General features: G+C 55.1%; 14 protein-coding genes and 1 tRNA gene. 5 read left to right on the top strand and 10 right to left on the bottom strand.

Features of this window, described 5'->3' with window-relative positions; translation table 11 throughout:
* Positions 1 to 149 precede the first annotated feature (149 nt).
* The 4 genes from Poly41_RS03070 (at position 150) to Poly41_RS03055 (ending at position 5,288) form a co-directional block, all read left to right on the top strand.
* Complete coding sequence (locus tag Poly41_RS03070; protein WP_146524426.1) at positions 150 to 1,046, top strand: alpha/beta hydrolase; 897 nt, start codon at positions 150 to 152, stop codon at positions 1,044 to 1,046.
* A gap of 728 nt (positions 1,047 to 1,774) precedes the next feature.
* On the top strand, positions 1,775 to 2,206 hold the full coding sequence (locus Poly41_RS34750; RefSeq protein WP_231615354.1) for a hypothetical protein: 432 nt from the start codon (positions 1,775 to 1,777) through the stop codon (positions 2,204 to 2,206).
* Positions 2,207 to 2,682: 476 nt separating this feature from the next.
* Positions 2,683 to 3,927 carry a hypothetical protein gene (locus Poly41_RS03060; RefSeq protein WP_146524424.1) on the top strand — a complete coding sequence of 415 codons (1,245 nt, stop codon included), beginning with the start codon at positions 2,683 to 2,685 and terminating at the stop codon, positions 3,925 to 3,927.
* Between the two features lie 80 nt (positions 3,928 to 4,007).
* Complete coding sequence (locus tag Poly41_RS03055; protein WP_146524423.1) at positions 4,008 to 5,288, top strand: serpin family protein; 1,281 nt, start codon at positions 4,008 to 4,010, stop codon at positions 5,286 to 5,288.
* A gap of 254 nt (positions 5,289 to 5,542) precedes the next feature.
* Here the strand turns inward: Poly41_RS03055 and Poly41_RS03050 are convergent.
* Positions 5,543 to 5,626, bottom strand: a tRNA-Leu gene (locus tag Poly41_RS03050).
* A 164-nt stretch (positions 5,627 to 5,790) separates the two neighbouring features.
* Here Poly41_RS03050 and Poly41_RS03045 point away from each other — a divergent pair.
* A complete protein-coding gene (locus Poly41_RS03045; RefSeq protein ID WP_146524422.1) occupies positions 5,791 to 6,543 on the top strand; it encodes an MBL fold metallo-hydrolase in 753 nt (250 codons plus the stop codon).
* 42 nt (positions 6,544 to 6,585) lie between these two features.
* On the opposite strand, the gene nusB is transcribed toward Poly41_RS03045, so the two are convergent.
* The 9 genes from nusB to Poly41_RS03000 all read right to left on the bottom strand — a co-directional run bounded on the left by nusB (position 6,586) and on the right by Poly41_RS03000 (position 16,313).
* Complete coding sequence (gene nusB, locus Poly41_RS03040; protein ID WP_146524421.1) at positions 6,586 to 7,017, bottom strand: transcription antitermination factor NusB; 432 nt, start codon at positions 7,015 to 7,017, stop codon at positions 6,586 to 6,588.
* A 148-nt stretch (positions 7,018 to 7,165) separates the two neighbouring features.
* Positions 7,166 to 7,633, bottom strand: a complete 468-nt coding sequence (ribH, locus tag Poly41_RS03035) for a 6,7-dimethyl-8-ribityllumazine synthase (RefSeq protein WP_146524420.1) — start codon at positions 7,631 to 7,633, stop codon at positions 7,166 to 7,168.
* Positions 7,623 to 9,131, bottom strand: a complete 1,509-nt coding sequence (gene rho / locus Poly41_RS03030) for a transcription termination factor Rho (RefSeq protein WP_146524419.1) — start codon at positions 9,129 to 9,131, stop codon at positions 7,623 to 7,625. The genes ribH and rho overlap by 11 nt, the downstream gene beginning before the upstream one ends.
* A gap of 177 nt (positions 9,132 to 9,308) precedes the next feature.
* The gene (gene coaE, locus Poly41_RS03025; protein ID WP_146524418.1) at positions 9,309 to 9,950 is read right to left on the bottom strand and encodes a dephospho-CoA kinase; all 642 of its coding nucleotides are present in this window, start codon (positions 9,948 to 9,950) and stop codon (positions 9,309 to 9,311) included.
* Between the two features lie 176 nt (positions 9,951 to 10,126).
* On the bottom strand, positions 10,127 to 10,861 hold the full coding sequence (locus Poly41_RS03020) for a zinc ribbon domain-containing protein (RefSeq protein ID WP_197231029.1): 735 nt from the start codon (positions 10,859 to 10,861) through the stop codon (positions 10,127 to 10,129).
* Between the two features lie 119 nt (positions 10,862 to 10,980).
* Positions 10,981 to 11,916 carry a CBS domain-containing protein gene (locus Poly41_RS03015; RefSeq protein ID WP_197231028.1) on the bottom strand — a complete coding sequence of 312 codons (936 nt, stop codon included), beginning with the start codon at positions 11,914 to 11,916 and terminating at the stop codon, positions 10,981 to 10,983.
* 161 nt (positions 11,917 to 12,077) lie between these two features.
* Positions 12,078 to 14,141 (bottom strand): TolC family protein, encoded by a 2,064-nt coding sequence (locus Poly41_RS03010; RefSeq protein ID WP_231615353.1) that lies wholly within the window; start codon positions 14,139 to 14,141, stop codon positions 12,078 to 12,080.
* Between the two features lie 335 nt (positions 14,142 to 14,476).
* Positions 14,477 to 15,013, bottom strand: a complete 537-nt coding sequence (locus tag Poly41_RS03005; RefSeq protein ID WP_146524415.1) for a DUF6580 family putative transport protein — start codon at positions 15,011 to 15,013, stop codon at positions 14,477 to 14,479.
* A gap of 163 nt (positions 15,014 to 15,176) precedes the next feature.
* Positions 15,177 to 16,313: a DegT/DnrJ/EryC1/StrS family aminotransferase gene (locus tag Poly41_RS03000; protein ID WP_146524414.1), complete on the bottom strand. Its 1,137-nt coding sequence runs from the start codon at positions 16,311 to 16,313 to the stop codon at positions 15,177 to 15,179.
* Positions 16,314 to 16,384: the final 71 nt, after the last annotated feature.

Genomic DNA, 16,384 nt, shown 5'->3' with positions numbered 1-16,384 from the left:
ACGCAACGAAAAAATGATTGATCGGCCGATGGCTCACTGCTAGACTCATCGTCACGCCCCTGGCCGTTGGATTTCCTATCTGACGGGATGCTCGATCAAAAGGTGTCAAGCCACATGCTCCACGTCGGTACCGTTCTGTGACCCGCCCAATGAATCGGCAACGAATCCGACAACTGCTGTTTGTCGTTTGTGCGATTTCAGGGATAGCGTTCGCTGGCACGGTATGGTTCGTCGCCGGTGCTCTCGTTGCGCCTTCGAATCACGCGGTCGGGCCTCCTCCCAGTGGGTATCGAATCGAATCCACGACCATTCCTTCCGGTTCTGGTTCGTCACTAGCGGCTTGGTTCGTTCCTTGTGAAAACGCGACGGCTACAGTGATATTGCTTCACCCTATTCGTGGCGACCGACGGTCAATGTTGGGCCGTGCCATGTTGCTCCACGACGTCGGCTACGCGACGCTACTGATTGACCTCCAGGGACATGGTGAGTCTCTCGGCGACAACATTACCGCAGGATATCGCGAACGGCTCGATGCAGTGGCGGCAGTGGCGTTTGCGCGTAGCAGGAATCCAAATCACCGAATTGGTCTGATTGGGTGTTCTCTTGGTGGCGCTGCGGCTCTCTTGGCATCTCCCCTCGATCTTGACGCCTTAGTCCTGGAGTCGGTCTATCCAACGATTAGCGAGGCAGTGCACAACCGTGTGTCGATGCGGCTGGGTGCGTTAAGCTATTTCCTTACTCCCGCTCTGCTTGTTCAGTTGAACCCTCGGCTGGGTGTTTTGCCGTCGCAACTGCGCCCCATTGATCATATTGAGAATGCGGGGTGTCCAATTCTCGTTGCCGGTGGAGACTGTGACGCTCACACGACACTGTCAGAAACTCAACGGCTTTTCGATGCTGCCCGTGAACCGAAACAGCTTGTCGTCTTCGAGGGTGTGGCTCACAATGATTTGCTGACGGCCAACCGTGAAAAATACCAAGAGATCGTTGCATTCCTAAATGCACACTTGAGGATCAAAGGCATGGAACACAAACGCACGCAATAGGTCAAATCCCAACGCGTGTACGATGCGGACTGGAATTGGTTTGAAGATTAGCGGGTGTGAATCCCGCCTGGGTAACTGTTAGGCACAGGCTCTTTATCGAGTATTGCTGCTTTGACATAACACTCAGGCTGAATGCGGATAAAGTTCCGAGAAGCTGCTAGACGTTTAGGTAAACCTTGGATGCGACGCCGCAGTCGCCGTCGGCCGCACGACGCGCCGTTGAGAATTTTTTGCCACGGTAAGTGATCGGCAAGCCGATTGGATCATGGCTACGTCGATTCAATCGATCCCCTCGCCGGTCTCTATCGTCGAATGGGTGAGGGCTATATTGAACCACTGAGAGCGCAGAGTCCACCGAGGCATTGGCTCGCCTTTCTCTGTGTTCTCCGTGTCCTCTGTGGTTAACTCCTGTTGGATCGCCATCGGTACCGCTCCGCTCATCGCTAGCCTGTTTGCTATCACAACGGTGCATGCACTCACCGTTGCTGAATCGCAACTGCTGGTCACGATTAAACTCTGCGAACAAACGTCACCGGATACCAAACAGCGTGTCCGTGCTAACCCAGCGATAATGGTAACCATCGGCCAAACGAAGCAACTTCGCTACACCGACACACGATGGTGCAGTCTTTCGTTAGAATTACCTGAGATCCCATGGGAGAATCAACGCGACCGTCTCACCCACGCAAAATGATTCATTGTCCGACCGAAGCTTGACAGCGATCTGAATGAAAACGGTAAACCCCTATCAGTCACCGACATCGCCGACATCGGATGCAGCTCCTCATTCGCGTCTACGGTTCCTCGCTTCCCTCGTGCCTGCCACACTAGCAATCGGGCTTACTTTGCTGCTTTGGGTTTTGTTCGTCTCGACTCTCGATGGCCTCATGGGACATCGTTTCTCGATGCTGCTTTGGGCGTTCACCCTCTTTCTTTCTTCGTCGATTTCCATCGTTGTGATCCATCGCCTTTGGCGTGCCAAGACGCAACCCTTCGCCTTCGGCGTGGCCTTCGCCCTATTTGGAATTGTCTTTGTTTTGGCCGAGGGCGACACCTCGAATGGCACCGACTACAGAATGATGGCTATCGTTTACGGTACGTTGCTGTTGTTGCCTGTCGCCATGTTTTTTCTCGCTCGCCGTACAGCGCGCCATGTCTAGCGTTTCGGCTACGCCGGCGTCAGAGTTTTAGGCTCATCTGGCGGAAGCGTGCGCAGGAGGTTTTCGAGGCATCTCTCCGGTGTCCAATCATTGCTGGCAGGAGCTATTTTCACTTGTTATCGTGCAGTTGCCGGGAGAAACGGAGTGGAGCTCTGCAGAGGTGCAACTTGACAAGGGATATCCCGGTCGACGGTGCGCCAAGGGTGCTACCGGTTCCCAGCGGACGACCGTCCGTTGGGGACTCTTTCTTAAGAGATCATTGGACACCGGAGCCAAACCTCCAAAAAACCTCGAGTCTGGGTTCCGCGCGCTTCCGTCGGATGAGCCAGTTTTATCCCCGGAGATCCGTATTCCGCCAAAACTTGGAAGATTCTTTGGCAAAGGGTGTCCCCTGTTGGACGCCGCGTCCGCTGGGATGAGGGTCAGTGCCATGTTGGCCGCGACATTTTGCCGCCCCTTGAGCCGAGCCTGGACGCATGTTCCGAAATATCCTGACCACCCTCACGCTTCTTTGTGGTCTATCATTGGTTTTGCCCACCCCGTCGGCATCAGCTGCGATTTCTGCGCGTTTCCCCAACTGCGCGGCCATCGATGCGGATCTGAAGCGACTTGATTCGCAATGCAGTACTTTCCAGTCTCAATTGGTTGACCTCGATCAAGCCGCATGGCGATTCGAGGAAGGCATCAAGGTGGGCATCAAAACGACGTCATTGATCCGTGACTTCGATCGCCGCCTCAAACGCCTCTCCGATCGCCTGACGCCCTACCAGTCTTTGCCGCACGTCCGCACCGTAGCCCGTCATCTGAAGAAGAATATCGACCGCGTCCAAAAGCAAGTCGCTAGCGTTCGCAAAAAGGCCGACGCCTTCGAGCGAGATGTCCTCAAGCCAGCCAAGCAACGCGTTAAGAACCTACGTCAAACCATCGCCATTGGGCGGGCAAAACTGGATTCCTGCAAACGCGAGATCGATGCCTATCGACAGGCTTTGGTAAGCGCGACGGAGTTAGCCAAATACCACCCTCATTTAACGAGTTCGTTGGATGACGTTGCATCGCGTAGTCGTTGGACGATCCGGACGACTGCTGACGGTATTGCTCAGGTTAGCGCTGAGACACAGAAAATCGCTTCGTCCTTCCAAATAATCGATGGGGTGTTCGCAGCATTCTCCATCGTACATGACTCCGTACGCCGTAGCGGAGACACAATCAAAGGTGCTGAAGAGCTTGTCGGAAAGATTGATTCGGTAATCACCAAGCAAATCAACATCAAAAACCCAATCACTCGTCAGACGAAGCGTTTCAATGTTCGCGAGGTGCTCGAGAAGCCTCAGGATATCGCCGGGATCATTCTGAAGCCACTCAACAAGATTGTCGACGCGTTGCTCGATCCCATTCTGAGCAAGATGAAGTTGGAGATCCCCACTCCCAAAGGCCTGTCCACACTTTCAATGACATTGGATCAAGCGACACAGATTCATCGTGACCTCAAGAATCAGATGCAAGTCGTTGAATCGATGCTTTCTGCTAAGTTGCAAAACGCCATCGCTACGTTCACCACGCAGGCTCAAAACGTTCGCACAATCGCAGAACAGCGGATCGTTGTTCCACCACGTCAGGATCCGCCGCGAAGAGCCGAGGAGAAACCGACACAATCGATTGCCGATCCGTCTCCTGCATCAACTCGCGACATGCCAGCTATGTTCATCGGATTTGGAAGCTAGCCAGTATCGGCCAGGATCCATTTCATCTCGATCGTTGTCTTTACTTTTTCCTCTACTCGAATCCCGTTAGGATTTTCATCATGTTTCGTTTCCCTTTCCAGACACTTCATCGGATGTGTTTCCGCGTCAATCCTATTGCGTTTGGCCTGTTCTTTGCTCTCGTCACGCTGCCGCTGACCATCATTGCGGCCCAATCGACCTCCGAGCAAGCCAACGCCGACCCCGTTGATTTTACGCCGCTTGTGACCGAACAGAACCGATTGTCTATCGATTTTTTGCGTCGGCTGAGCAAGGAAGACGACAAAAACGTGTTCTGTTCGCCCGTGAACATTCATATGGCACTGGCTCTTCTTGAGTCCGGCAGTCGTGGCAAAACACGCGAAGAGTTTCAATCGCTACTGTATCGCGATGCCAACGTTTCGACGTTGTATCGTCCCTTCATCGAGATGATGAACGACCAGGATCAAATGGGCGCGGATATCAAAATGGCATCTCACCTTTGGCTCCGCGCCGGGCTGGAACTTCGTCCCGACTATGCGGCTTCCCTTACCAGTCGATTTGCCGGATTCAGTCAGCTTGATTTCAAGCACCAACAAAATGAATCAATCCGTGCGATCAATGATTGGGTGTCCAATTCAACCAACGAACTGATACGCGATCTTGCATCCCGCGAGACGGTCGATGCAGAGACGCTGATGTTCCTGGCAAGTGCCATTCACTTCAAAGGGTCCTGGGCCAATGCGTTTTCTGAACATGCCACGCGGCCATGCCCCTTTGTATTGATGGACGGAAAGACGACGGATGTTCCCATGATGAGGAAGCAGATGGGAATGCAAACGGTTGCGGGTGACGGATTGACCCTGGGGATTCTGCCATACGGAAAAGAGACCCAGCGAGTCGAAATGGTCATTCTGTTGCCTACCGCCAATGACGGGTTGGCAACCATGCTCGAACAATTGGATGTCGAAACCTTGAACGGTCTACTTTCCAAGGCAAAGCGTAAACACGCAACCATCGTGACGTTGCCAAAGTTTGAATTAAACACCAACTACAATCTGATCCCACACCTTTCCAAAATGGGGTTGTCGAATGCATTTACAGATGGCGCGGACTTTTCCGGTCTTACCCATGATGAACGAATCAAACTTTCGACGGTGATCCATAAAGCTGTCATTAAGGTGGATGAAGAAGGGACCGTCGCCGCCGCAGTCACCGGTATCGGTGGGGTTCGCGCGACGAGCGTTCAACCACCCCCGGCACTTTTTAACGTTGATCATCCCTTCGCTTTCTTGATTCGAGATCGCCAGTCCGGCTCAATCCTGTTTGTCGGACGCGTAACCGATCCCACCAAGAAAGACTGATTGCCTTTTCCGACTCGCCCCCTACAAAGAACGAATCCGGAGAAAAATATGCACCTTACTGAAAGCAACGATTCTGCTATCCCTTTCACTTAGTCTTCTGGGCACCCTTGCGTGCGAAACCACCTCGATGGTTCGGCTAGCAACGCATTTGTAAAGCAAGAACAATCACTTCACGTGCCCGCCAAGCATCAAAACCCGCCAAGCATCAAAAAAGGGGTCTTCGCCAAATGAGCGAAAACCCCGTAAAGACCGAGTGCGGATGAGAGGACTTGAACCTCCACGACCTTGCGGCCACTAGAACCTGAATCTAGCGCGTCTGCCAATTCCGCCACATCCGCGTCGATTGGCTAGCGATGAGAAAAAAAACAATATCCAAAACTATCTTCTCTGGCAAGTGCCCCGCAAACGGGTGAGTCCGCATTGGGGTCAATCCTCCGAGCGATTACAATGGGGTCGGCCGAGCGCCGAAATCTAGACTTTTTCTTGCGGAGAACCGACAGCGATGCGACTTCATTGCCTTGGCACGGTCGGCTATCATCCCAACGCTCGGCGGCACACGTCCTGCTATTTTTTGCCCGAATCGGGGATCCTGCTGGATGCCGGATCAGGGGTTTTTCGATTGCCCGGGCTAATCGAGACCGATTCGATCGATATTTTGCTCAGTCACGCCCATTTGGATCACATCGTCGGATTGACCTTTTTGTTGGACGTGTTCCATCAACGTCCGGTGAAACGGTGCCGGATTTGGGGGGAGCAGAAAAAGATCGACGCGGTCCGCAAGCATCTCTTTAGCGAGTTGATCTTTCCCGCCCAAATCGATGCGGAGTGGGTCGCGATTGACGATCAAGTGGAGTTTTCGATTGGTGACGCCCGCGTCTCTTGGCGTCCGCAAACCCACCCCGGCGGGTCGGTTGCCTACGCGGTTCAATGGTCACAGCCTGCGAAGAAGTTGATTTACGTTTCCGATACCACGGGCGACAGGACGCAAGAGGCGATTGAATGGTCCAAGCACTGTGATCTGTTGATGCATGAATGCTATTTTCGAGATGCGCATGCCGAGTGGGCGAAAAAGACCGGACATAGTTGGACCAGTCGCGTGGCGGAGATTGCGAAGCAGGTTTTGCCAAAGAAGTTGTTGCTGACCCACATCAATCCGATGGAAACCTCCGAGGATCCGATTGGCATCGACGGGGTACGACGAGAATGCGCCGCCGAAGTCATCTTGGCCGAGGACGAGATGGTGTTGGATTTTTGAGCGTCCCGGCCGTCAGTGATCCGGCGTCCGCTCGCACCTCGTCTAAGTCGGCTTGTCCGCTTGCGGCTGGCCCGCGAGATCCTTGTAGAGTCGGTCGAGGACCCCGTTGACGAAGCGAGGGCTGTTCTTGTCGCCGTAACGTTTGGCGAGGACGATCGCTTCGTTGACAGCGACGCGGCCGGGTGTGTCCGCGAAGAGGATTTCGTATGCCCCCAGCCGTAGCACATTACGATCGGTCACCGCCATCCGTGGTAGCGTCCAGTTGGTCGCCAATTTAGAGAGCTGGACATCAATGGCGTCGCGGTTTTTTAGCGTTCCAACGAGCAACTGATGAGCAAACACCGTTAAAGCTTTTCGGCCTTGAAGTCGCGATCGGATGAACTGCATCGCAGCGTCCTCTTCACGAGCGTCATTGATGTCCGCTTCGTACAGCAGTTGCAATACGATCTCGCGGGCGCGGCGGCGAGTGGACATTCGAACCTAACAACTTCAAACAGAGGAAACGGGAATCAGCACCGCGCAACTTCGACGGTGCAACGATTCTAGAAGCAAACGGGTCACGCGCCGATTAGGGGCAAACGGAATCGGCATCAAGAATCCACGATCGCTGCAAAGACGTTGCTTACAGTTGGCTATCGAGCCGCAGTATCTCGATCACGGCTCCGGCGGCTTCTTCGCCCTTGTTGCCAACGTTCCCACCACTTCGCTGCAACGCTTGTTCCACGGTGTTGCAAGTCAAGAGGCCAAATCCGATCGGGATCCGCGTTTCGATCGACAGTTGCATCAGTGACAAGCTGACTGCCCGGTTGATGTGTTCATCGTGGGTCGTTTCGCCTTTGATCACACAGCCCAGGGTGACCACCCCGATCACCTTTGCTTTGTCGATCATTTTACGAGCCACCAGCGGCAATTCCCAGGCGCCAGGAACCCTGACGACGACGATGCTTTGCGAATCAACGCCCGCTTCGCAGAGGGTTGCGACGGCGGCCTTGACCAACGAATCACAAATTGCAGGGTTGTAGCGACTTGCGATGATCGCGATTCGTCCCTTTGGCAGTTTGCCATCGAGTCCCGTTCGTTCAATCGACATCCTTCAAACTCATCAAAAATTCGGCATTGTTTTGCGTCTTACGAAGTTGGGTCAGCAGGTTCTGCATCGCATCGGCTGGTGCCAACCCGGCGATTGCTCGGCGAAGACCGGAAATGCGACGATGCTCTTCGGGGTCCATCAACATTTCTTCTCGCCGCGTTCCGCTGCTGCCAATGTCAATCGCGGGCCAGACCCTTCGATCCACCAAGGTACGATCGAGTACGATTTCCAGGTTCCCCGTTCCCTTGAATTCTTCAAAGATGATGTCGTCCATACGGCTGCCGGTATCGACCAAGGCGGTTGCAAGGATCGTCAGCGACCCCCCTTCTTCGACCTTTCTCGCCGATCCGAACAGGGCCTTTGGTTTTTGCAGCGCCCCCGCGTCTAACCCCCCGCTAAGTAGTTTGCCAGTCGATTCGCCGTCGCTGTTGTGCGCGCGTGCGAGTCGTGTGATCGAGTCCAAGAAGATCACGACATCGGTTCCTGCTTCGACCATCCGCTTGGCTTTCTCAATCACCATCTGTGCGACCTGGATGTGCCGCTGGGCGGGTTCATCGAACGTGCTACTGATCACCTCGCATTGGGGGCCGCGCACTTCGCGCTCCATATCGGTGACCTCTTCGGGGCGTTCGTCAATCAGCAACACAAAGACATAGGCTTCGGGATAGTTGGCCAGTACGGCACGAGCAAGTTGTTGCATCAGAATTGTCTTGCCCGCTCGCGGTGGGCTGACAATCAAACCGCGTTGACCAAACCCGATCGGGGTCAACATGTCGACCACACGTGTGCTCCATTCTTTGCTGTCATGCTCCATCATGATCCGCTTGTTGGGATGCAAAGGCGTCAACTCATCGAACGGCTTTTGGTGCTGACGCTGCATCGGATCCAAACGGTTGATCGCTTCGATTCGCAGCAGAGCGAAGTAGCGTTCGTTTTCCTTCGGAGGCCGGATTTGACCCGCAACATGGCTGCCGGTTTGCAAGCCGAAGCGTCGGATCTGACTCGGCGAAACGTAGATGTCGTCTGGGCACGATACATAGTGGTAGTCGGCACTACGCAAGAACCCGAAACCATCCGGCAGGATTTCGAGCGTGCCTTCGCCGAACATCAAGCCGCCCGCCTTCATGCGGTGCTTCAAGATGCTGAAGATCAGCTCCTGTTTCCCCCCTTTGACCTCGGCAATCCCCTCGCGGGCCGCGATCTCGTTCAATTCTTCGATTGGCATCCGCTGCAACTGAGCGATGTTAAGCTGCGGTGTGTCGTGATCGGCACTGGGAATGCCAACTTTCTCGCCGCACTTGTTTGCTTCGCTGACGATCTCTTCGGGCAGCGATAGCGGGTCGCGTTCCGCGTCCAGTTCACGGATACGCTGATCCACCTCTTTGTCGGGATGACGAGGTCGGTCGTTTTGACGTCGGTAATTGCGATACTCTCGCGGTCCGTTGTTGTCACTCGAACCACGCTGATCTCGCGGGCGAGATGGCCGATTGGGTTGCATGATGTAAGGTCCCACGTGATGGCGGGAAGTGAGCAGGGGGGGGAGATGGAAAAGAGCGAAGTGCTGGTTGTTGAGATGGGGGGAATTGGGAAGCGGAATCTTATTCAAAATGCTGCAGGGACGAAAACAGCTTCGAACGCTGTTTGAACTCGGCAACTTTTCAACTCATCGGTCTTGCTAAGGATCCTGGCAGTGTGCGTCGGTGACATAGTGAGCATCCGAGTGAGTCAATATGTCCCAGTTTTGTCGAACTTGGCAGCAAAGGTCATCGAGTCCTCGGTCGTTTGTCAGAACCCGCTGACTGAGCCGGCATTTCTGTTCCATCGCAAGCTGTTTCGATTCTCGTTTTCGAAGCTCGGCCTCATCCCAGCCTCGTTGTTGTGCTCGCTGCAATCGGTGTGCCCAGGTTGATTTGACGCACCAAACCTCGTCGCAGCTTCGGTCCCACTTCGATTCGAAAAGCAGCGGGACGTCTAACACGGCAACCTGAACCCCAGCGGATTCCGCTTCGCGAAGCCTTCGCGTGATCTCGATCCGGGTTGGCGGATGAAGCACCGACTCTAAGTATTGTAACCCCCGCTGGCTTTCGTCGTCATCCCCGAAAACGAGCTGAGCCAATTTGGAACGGTTGATTTTTCCATCCCCATCGGCAATTTGTGGACCGAAATGGCGGAGCAATTGTGCTTGGACCGGTGCTTGTTCCAGCACGTTGCGGGCGACCAAGTCCGCGTTGATCCAAGTCGCGCCGAGTTCCTGTAGGCACTTTGCAACGGTTGATTTGCCGCCCGCCGGTGCCCCCACAATGCCGACCACAATCATTCTTTTCCGCCTCGTTGGGAGCGGTTCGAAACGAGGATGGACGTGTTCGTTGGCACCTTGAGGGGGGGAGTGACTGGCAAAGCGTGCTCCGAAAACTTTTTGTCGATTTATGCGGAAAAGAGTTTTTTTTCGCCGACGACCACCGTGGTTCACCCTTCGGTTCGCTGCGACGGCTCTTAGCGGACGCGTCGGTCTTCAGGCAAGTATAAAAAAGCATTGCAGTTTGGGCAGCGCACCAGTTGCGAAAGGTGCAGGGTGCTCATGACTTGGGTCGTCAAGGTTTGGTTGCACCCCCCGCATGAATCGGCCTCGGTGGGGGCGAGGGCATCTTCGCCTTTGGCGGCTGCGATGCGTTTGTATTCGCTCTTGATCACGGCGGGAATCTGTTGCTCGGAGACTTCTAATTCCGCTTCGACACGCTCCCGTTCGCTATGGAGCGTCTTGAGCTTCTGTTGCACATCGCTGACCCGTTGTGCCTGCTCGGTCTGTTGGCGTTCAAGTTCTTCCTGGGCGTCCGCCAACGACTTTTCAAGCAGGTCCATGCGTTCGAGGCCTTCGAGTATTTCATCGCTGAGCACACTGCTGGCCTGCTCATCCGCGGCAATTTGTTCCTTCAGCAGTGCAAACTCACGATTGCTGGCAGCGACATTGAGTTTGACTTTGAGCTCTTCGATATTCAATTCTCGCGATTGCAGCTGTAGCTGCTTCTCGTCCGAGGCAATCTTTGCTTTTTGCAGTTTGTCATGAGCGGCTTGCCGGTCCGCATCGGCTTTGGCGACCATCGTTTCGCCCGCTTGGATTTGTCGGGGGCCACGAGCAATCTGGCTGCGGAGATCGGTCAATTGACGATGGATTCGGTGCAGCGTCCGCAATAGCTCCGTGCTGATTTCGATCTTACCGCGAGTGGACATGACGACCATGCTATGGGGGAACAGGACTTGGGATCCGGAAGGATCCCTTTAGCATATCGCTCTCCCGCTCCGTTCGACACCGGACGTGGGGCGATTGGTCGCTGTCGGCGTCTGTTCTGCTACCCCAAGGATGGTGGTGCGGATCCCGCGACACCGCTGAGGTACAAGGTTTCGGCTCCCCGCCGCTGAGGCTTGGGCCGCAGCACCTCGGCCGCCGCTTCCAGCAGGTCGCGGCGACTCACCTGGCCAACCAACCGCCCCTTTTCAACAATCGGCAAGCGGCGGTAGGGCGAATGGAGAAACATCTGAGCGATCCCGAGCATGTCGGTGTTGGGTGTGGTCGTCATCGCATCGCAGTCCATAAACGGCCCGACTTGTCGTGGCTCGGCGGCCTGCTTCAATTCGTCGCTCGCACTCGACTTGCGGGACTGGGAAATCACATCGAGCACCATCCGATGTTCGGCGCGCAACACATCTCGGCGACTGACTTGGCCGACCAGTTTTTCGCCTTTCAAAGCGGGGAGTCGCCGGTACGGCGTTTCTTGAAACCGATGAGCGACATGCAACAGTGTGTCCTCTTCGTGAACGATCCGTTGTTGGTCGGTGTTCATGTACGATCGAACGTGCGTGCCCGGTAATCGATCATGCAGCGCAGCGACCAGCACTTGCATCGCTGTTTTTTCCGAGAAGATCCCAAGAAACTTGCCCGCGCCATCGACGACCGGAGCTCCGGAGATGTGACGCTTCAAGATGTGATCGATGGCATCAAAAACATCCACTTCGGGTGTCAGGGTTACCAATTTGCAGGTCATGAATTCTCGAACACGCGGCAAGTGAAGGCCTGCATGGTGGGCCACTTCGACGCCATGGGTGAGGGCATTCATGCAACACTTTTCGCTAAATACGCCTAAGTAGTTTCCCTCGGCGTCGACAACGGGAGCGCCCGAAATGTTGTCTTTCAACATGCGTGCAACGCTGTCCATCACATCGGACTCCGGTGCAAGCGTGATTAACTTCTTTCGCATGAAGTCCGCAGCGCTCTTCACAGCAACCATACAGAACTCTTTGTTCACAAGAGGAGGAAGGGCTTCCTGCCATTGAGCAAGTCCATGCATTCCCTTGCACGGTTCAACTCACCTTAAAGTTATTTGACACAGAGTCAAACACGTTTTGGGGTTTCTGCTTGTGAAAGATTGCGCAAATCAGCTTGTGAAAGTTATTTCAAAGTGGTTTCGCTCTCATCGATCATCATCGTTTGAAGGACTTCGTCGCCCGCCGGCATGGAGTCTGGAACATAGGGCATGCCTTGCGGAACGGAGGTCGGTTGCGGAGTCGATGGATCAAACGGGCCGCGAGTGAGCGGTCTCGGAACACAGGTTTCCTGCGGTTGAAGACGTGGCGTCAAACAGCGGCCGACTTCATAGGCATCGCGGTAGGCACCCGCAGCCCATTGGCCCTCAGCAAGTTGGACTTGGTTGTATGCCAATAGCGAGCCCTTTTGCCGATGGAAGTCGCGAATGGCTAAGTTGTAATCGGTTAAGGCACGATAGAAAGACGATTCGCTGATCACGACTTGACGTTGTGCTTGCAGCAGGAAGTTGATGTTGTCGGTTCCGTCGGTGTAGCGTCTTCGCAAGACATCGACTTGTCGTAAGTCGGATTGATAGCGATCGTAATTGGTTTCCAGCAACTGCTGAGCTAAGGTGATTTGGCGTGCCGCAGCGGAGAGGTCGTGGCTGACCCTCAATTCGGTTTCCGCCAAAATGGCTCGCTCACGTTGCAAGTTCAGCTTGGCGTGAGCGTAGGCAACGCTCGCTTGTCGCAGCCCAACTGGCATGGTGAATTCGACGCCCGCTTGCCATTCTTGGTAGTCGCCACTGGTGATGCTGTCGTACAAATTATCCAATTGGCCGTTGTCGCCGCCGCCAATCAGATCATCCCCGAGGCCACGCCACCGATATTTGCCGAGGAAGTCGAGCAGGGGCCGGCGGTTCAAGCGAGCAGCGGTCAATTCCATTTCACGACGCTGCAAATTGAATCGCTGGCGACGGACCTCGACTCGGCGTGTCAACGCTTGGCCAAGGGCACTCTCCCAATCAAACACCACCTTGACATCCGTTGGTTTGGTGGTTGGTTTGATCAATCGGCCGTCGGTGGCCGGTAATCCAATCAGATAGCGAAGAGTCTGTTCGGCAGTATAAAGCCCGGATGTCCCGCCGAGCGATTGTTCAACGGCTGCTCGGAATTGGAAGTATTGCGATTGAGCTTGAGCTTCTTCATCGCTACGTCCCGCCCCAGCTTCGAGTCGAACTTGTTGGTACTGGAAGGTTTGCAGTGCTGCATCACGACCTTTGACGTTGGCTTCAAGAATCCGATACGCGACGACCAAATCCCAATAGGCGGTTTCGACATCGGAGACGAGGGTCACGACGGCTTGCTCAAAATCCGCCAGTGCAACATCTTCATTCACTCGAGCGATCAAGACGCCGTTGTATTGACCGATCCCGGAATTGGGCCCTGCAATCCGGTTGTAGGTTGTACCGGAACCTTGCAGTAAGGGTTGGCGCCATTCGGCTTCGATGTATCCGCCGTAATCGCTTGGAAATCGTCGAAGGGGATTGTTGCTGTATGCGTAATTGATGACATGACGCAATGCGAAGCTGGCACCTTGTGCGGTTTGTTTGGTGAGTCCGCTGTTGAAGGTCGCTTGGGTCTGCTGCGCAACACGAGGTGTGAATTGGCCGGCGAACCCACCATCAAAATTGACGTTCTGAGGCTGATCGACGGTGTTCCAAAACAGTTGCTGTGTCCACTGCGCGTCAAACGCGGACAAAGCCGCTTCGGTCCCTGAAAACGGATTGGCGTGCGCGAGTGCTGGTTCATAAACGGTGGTCGCCGTTTGTGGGTTGGTCACCAAGGTGCCGCCGATGGAACGCAGCACGGAACTTTGTTGGACCGCCAATTGGATCGCTTCGTCGAGCGACATTTCCAGTGCGGGGATTTTTGACGGGTCTTCGAGCGACAACGGTTCGGTCGTCTGCTGGGCCGCCTGGGACGGTGCCGTTGAACAGGTGTGGACTTCGGGGTATTCGATCCGCATCGCGTAATCATCATGATACGACTCGACGGTATCGTGGGGCCCCGGTTTGATGTGGTCAAAGACTCCACAGCCCGTCGTGCTGATCAGGGCGGCAAGCAGGCAGGCTCGGCGTGTCGCACGAAGAGAAAAGCCACGGCGCCGACTTGTTGCGGGGGGTGCTGCGTTTAACATTCGTCGCATGACTGTGATCGATTGCAAGTGTCGCCATGCCGTCTTTCGTCATCCACACAGGGTGGCTGATCGCGCGAAAGATCATCGGCGGTACTTGCGGTATCGGCCGTTTGGTCGATACATCTAGAACGATCGGAAGACGAATTGAGGCTGCGAATTGAGAGCAATCGACACAGCCCGCAAAGTTAAGCATGACTTTGACGATTGGGCAATCGAGCACAACGCAAGGGGTGCGCTCGGTGTTAGGAGTTCACGCGTCTGCTCCGTCGCAGCACCGAACAGGTGAGCTCTGACAAAAACCAGTACACTTCGAATCGTGTGACCTGCAGCTGAACGCCCGTCGATTAAGCCGTTGCGGGGCGAAGCAGGCTCGCGACATTCCACTGGCGCGAAAGTTCATAGGTGCCAAACAAGGCAACGGTGAAGAACAAGTCCCCCGCAGCACTGAGGCCGTAAAAGGGAATCGCATTCACGTAGCAGGCGACCAGACCTGCGACCGACAGCGAATACCAGCCTCCGAGCCAAACGCCAAAGTTGCTTAGCAGAAAGAATAGGGTGGTGGCCAGCAAGGAAGCGGAGGGAGCCTTCCAAAGCATGCTTTTGTTGGTCGAGCCTGCCAATTTGCGTCCAATGGGCACCGCGGCAAGTAGACCGGCGTAGACCAGCGACATCGTCACCATGTTGTAGAACCCCAGGCCAGGGATCCCCAGCATCTGGCCGGCAAGATCGCTCAATAGCATGACCGCCAACGGCACCAAATAGGCTCGTCGACCCTGCATGTAACATCCCGCGAATAAGCCGAGGGCAGCGACGCAGGCAACATTCGGCGGATGAGGAAGAAAACGACTTGCAGCGACGGTCAAAATCAGCAGGTAGAACATTGGGGGGTATCCAGCTCTTCGAATTCGGCAGCCCAATAGCAGGGCAACCTGGATAGAGGTGAGGCTTCACAAGTACGCAGTTTTAATCATCGATCGCGTTGTCGTGAAGACCTTCCGCGATTTTTGTGACTTCCCTGCGACACTTTGAACGGGGCAGGTTCCATTAATCCCCGACTGATGTTGCCACGACCGCCACAATTCGGTCCACCAACCGTGGAACGAGATCCTCCTCGATCAATAGTGCCCGATGATCAAGCAGGCAGAGCCGATCCGAATAATCGTCTGCCTGATCGAGCGGTACCGGTTTGCGGCAACGCCGCTCGCTGACCTTGGACATCGAGCGAAAGCTTTCGCCAATCGGCATTCCCTGTTGATGCGCTCGGCGAACGATCTCGTCGCGGTCGGACCGAGACGAGGCAAGCATCGCCAATTTGTAATACGTGGGCTCGATCTCGCTGGCAGATTCGATCAGGCACTGAATCGGGGTCCCCCGCCGTCTGAGTTCGACATCAATCCGAAGCGCCACTCGCTGGCGGTGTACATTAGTTTCTATTAGCCGGTTGATCTGTGGGATTAGGACCGCGGCTTGCAATGGGCTGAGTGGAAACGCGTCGCTCGGTCGGTCGACGAGGGAGGCTAGCCGAGCGGCCAATCGTGGGTCGCTGGTCAGAATGGCTCCTCCGTTGCCTGCGGTAAGCGGTTTGCTGCCTCCGAAGCTGAGTGTCGCGATGTGGCCATAGGCGCTGGCGATCACCGGATCCCCCGCTTGGTTGGGGTAGACCATCCCTGGGCACTGGCAAACATCTTCGATCAGGGTCCAGTTCCGATCGTCGCAGATTTGTCTCAAATGCTCCATCTCGCTGGCGTGACCGTACAGATGCGACGCGATCACGGCGCGGACGGCACTGTTTGTGGCCCGATCATGAGCGACGAGGGAAACCGATTCCAAATCGGGGCCGAAATTCGTTTTGGACGCATTGACCAGCACGGGGCGAGCCCCCAGCAGTTCGACCGAGCGGAGATTTCCCGGGTAATCGAATGCCGATATGATCACCTCGTCGCCACGCCCGACACCGGCGGCGCGGAGACAAAGTTCGATTGCGGCGGTGCCGCTACAGCAAAGTCGAACATGTTCTGCGGCAAAGGCGTTGCAGAGCTGATCCATCAGTTCTCGCTTGGCGTTGCTGTCATATCGTCCCCAGTCACCGGTTTTCAGGCATTCGAGGGCTGCGGATTCGATTTCAGCCGATTGCGGAGGCCATTTGGGCAACATCAAGGGTTCGAGCGGCGATGATTCCATAGAGCGAGCTCGTTTCGTGGATCGGTTTCGATCAATAACCGGCAATAAACGACGATAACCGCTCGGAAGTC

Origin of the sequence: Novipirellula artificiosorum, assembly GCF_007860135.1 — a bacterium.
GTDB classification, from domain to species: Bacteria; Planctomycetota; Planctomycetia; order Pirellulales; family Pirellulaceae; genus Novipirellula_A; species Novipirellula_A artificiosorum.
The sequence above is the reverse complement of the archived record's forward strand: the minus strand, read 5'-3'. Positions and strand labels throughout refer to the sequence as shown.

Coding starts and splice junctions, on each gene's coding strand:
- Poly41_RS03000 (WP_146524414.1), bottom strand. CDS start 16,313: ATGGAATCATCGCCGCTCGAACCCTTGATGTTGCCCAAATGGCCTCCG.
- Poly41_RS03055 (WP_146524423.1), top strand. CDS start 4,008: ATGTTTCGTTTCCCTTTCCAGACACTTCATCGGATGTGTTTCCGCGTC.
- Poly41_RS03015 (WP_197231028.1), bottom strand. CDS start 11,916: ATGGTTGCTGTGAAGAGCGCTGCGGACTTCATGCGAAAGAAGTTAATC.
- rho (WP_146524419.1), bottom strand. CDS start 9,131: ATGCAACCCAATCGGCCATCTCGCCCGCGAGATCAGCGTGGTTCGAGT.
- Poly41_RS03010 (WP_231615353.1), bottom strand. CDS start 14,141: ATGCGACGAATGTTAAACGCAGCACCCCCCGCAACAAGTCGGCGCCGT.
- nusB (WP_146524421.1), bottom strand. CDS start 7,017: ATGTCCACTCGCCGCCGCGCCCGCGAGATCGTATTGCAACTGCTGTAC.
- coaE (WP_146524418.1), bottom strand. CDS start 9,950: ATGATTGTGGTCGGCATTGTGGGGGCACCGGCGGGCGGCAAATCAACC.
- Poly41_RS34750 (WP_231615354.1), top strand. CDS start 1,775: ATGAAAACGGTAAACCCCTATCAGTCACCGACATCGCCGACATCGGAT.
- Poly41_RS03060 (WP_146524424.1), top strand. CDS start 2,683: ATGTTCCGAAATATCCTGACCACCCTCACGCTTCTTTGTGGTCTATCA.
- ribH (WP_146524420.1), bottom strand. CDS start 7,633: ATGTCGATTGAACGAACGGGACTCGATGGCAAACTGCCAAAGGGACGA.
- Poly41_RS03045 (WP_146524422.1), top strand. CDS start 5,791: ATGCGACTTCATTGCCTTGGCACGGTCGGCTATCATCCCAACGCTCGG.
- Poly41_RS03020 (WP_197231029.1), bottom strand. CDS start 10,861: ATGTCCACTCGCGGTAAGATCGAAATCAGCACGGAGCTATTGCGGACG.
- Poly41_RS03005 (WP_146524415.1), bottom strand. CDS start 15,013: ATGTTCTACCTGCTGATTTTGACCGTCGCTGCAAGTCGTTTTCTTCCT.
- Poly41_RS03070 (WP_146524426.1), top strand. CDS start 150: ATGAATCGGCAACGAATCCGACAACTGCTGTTTGTCGTTTGTGCGATT.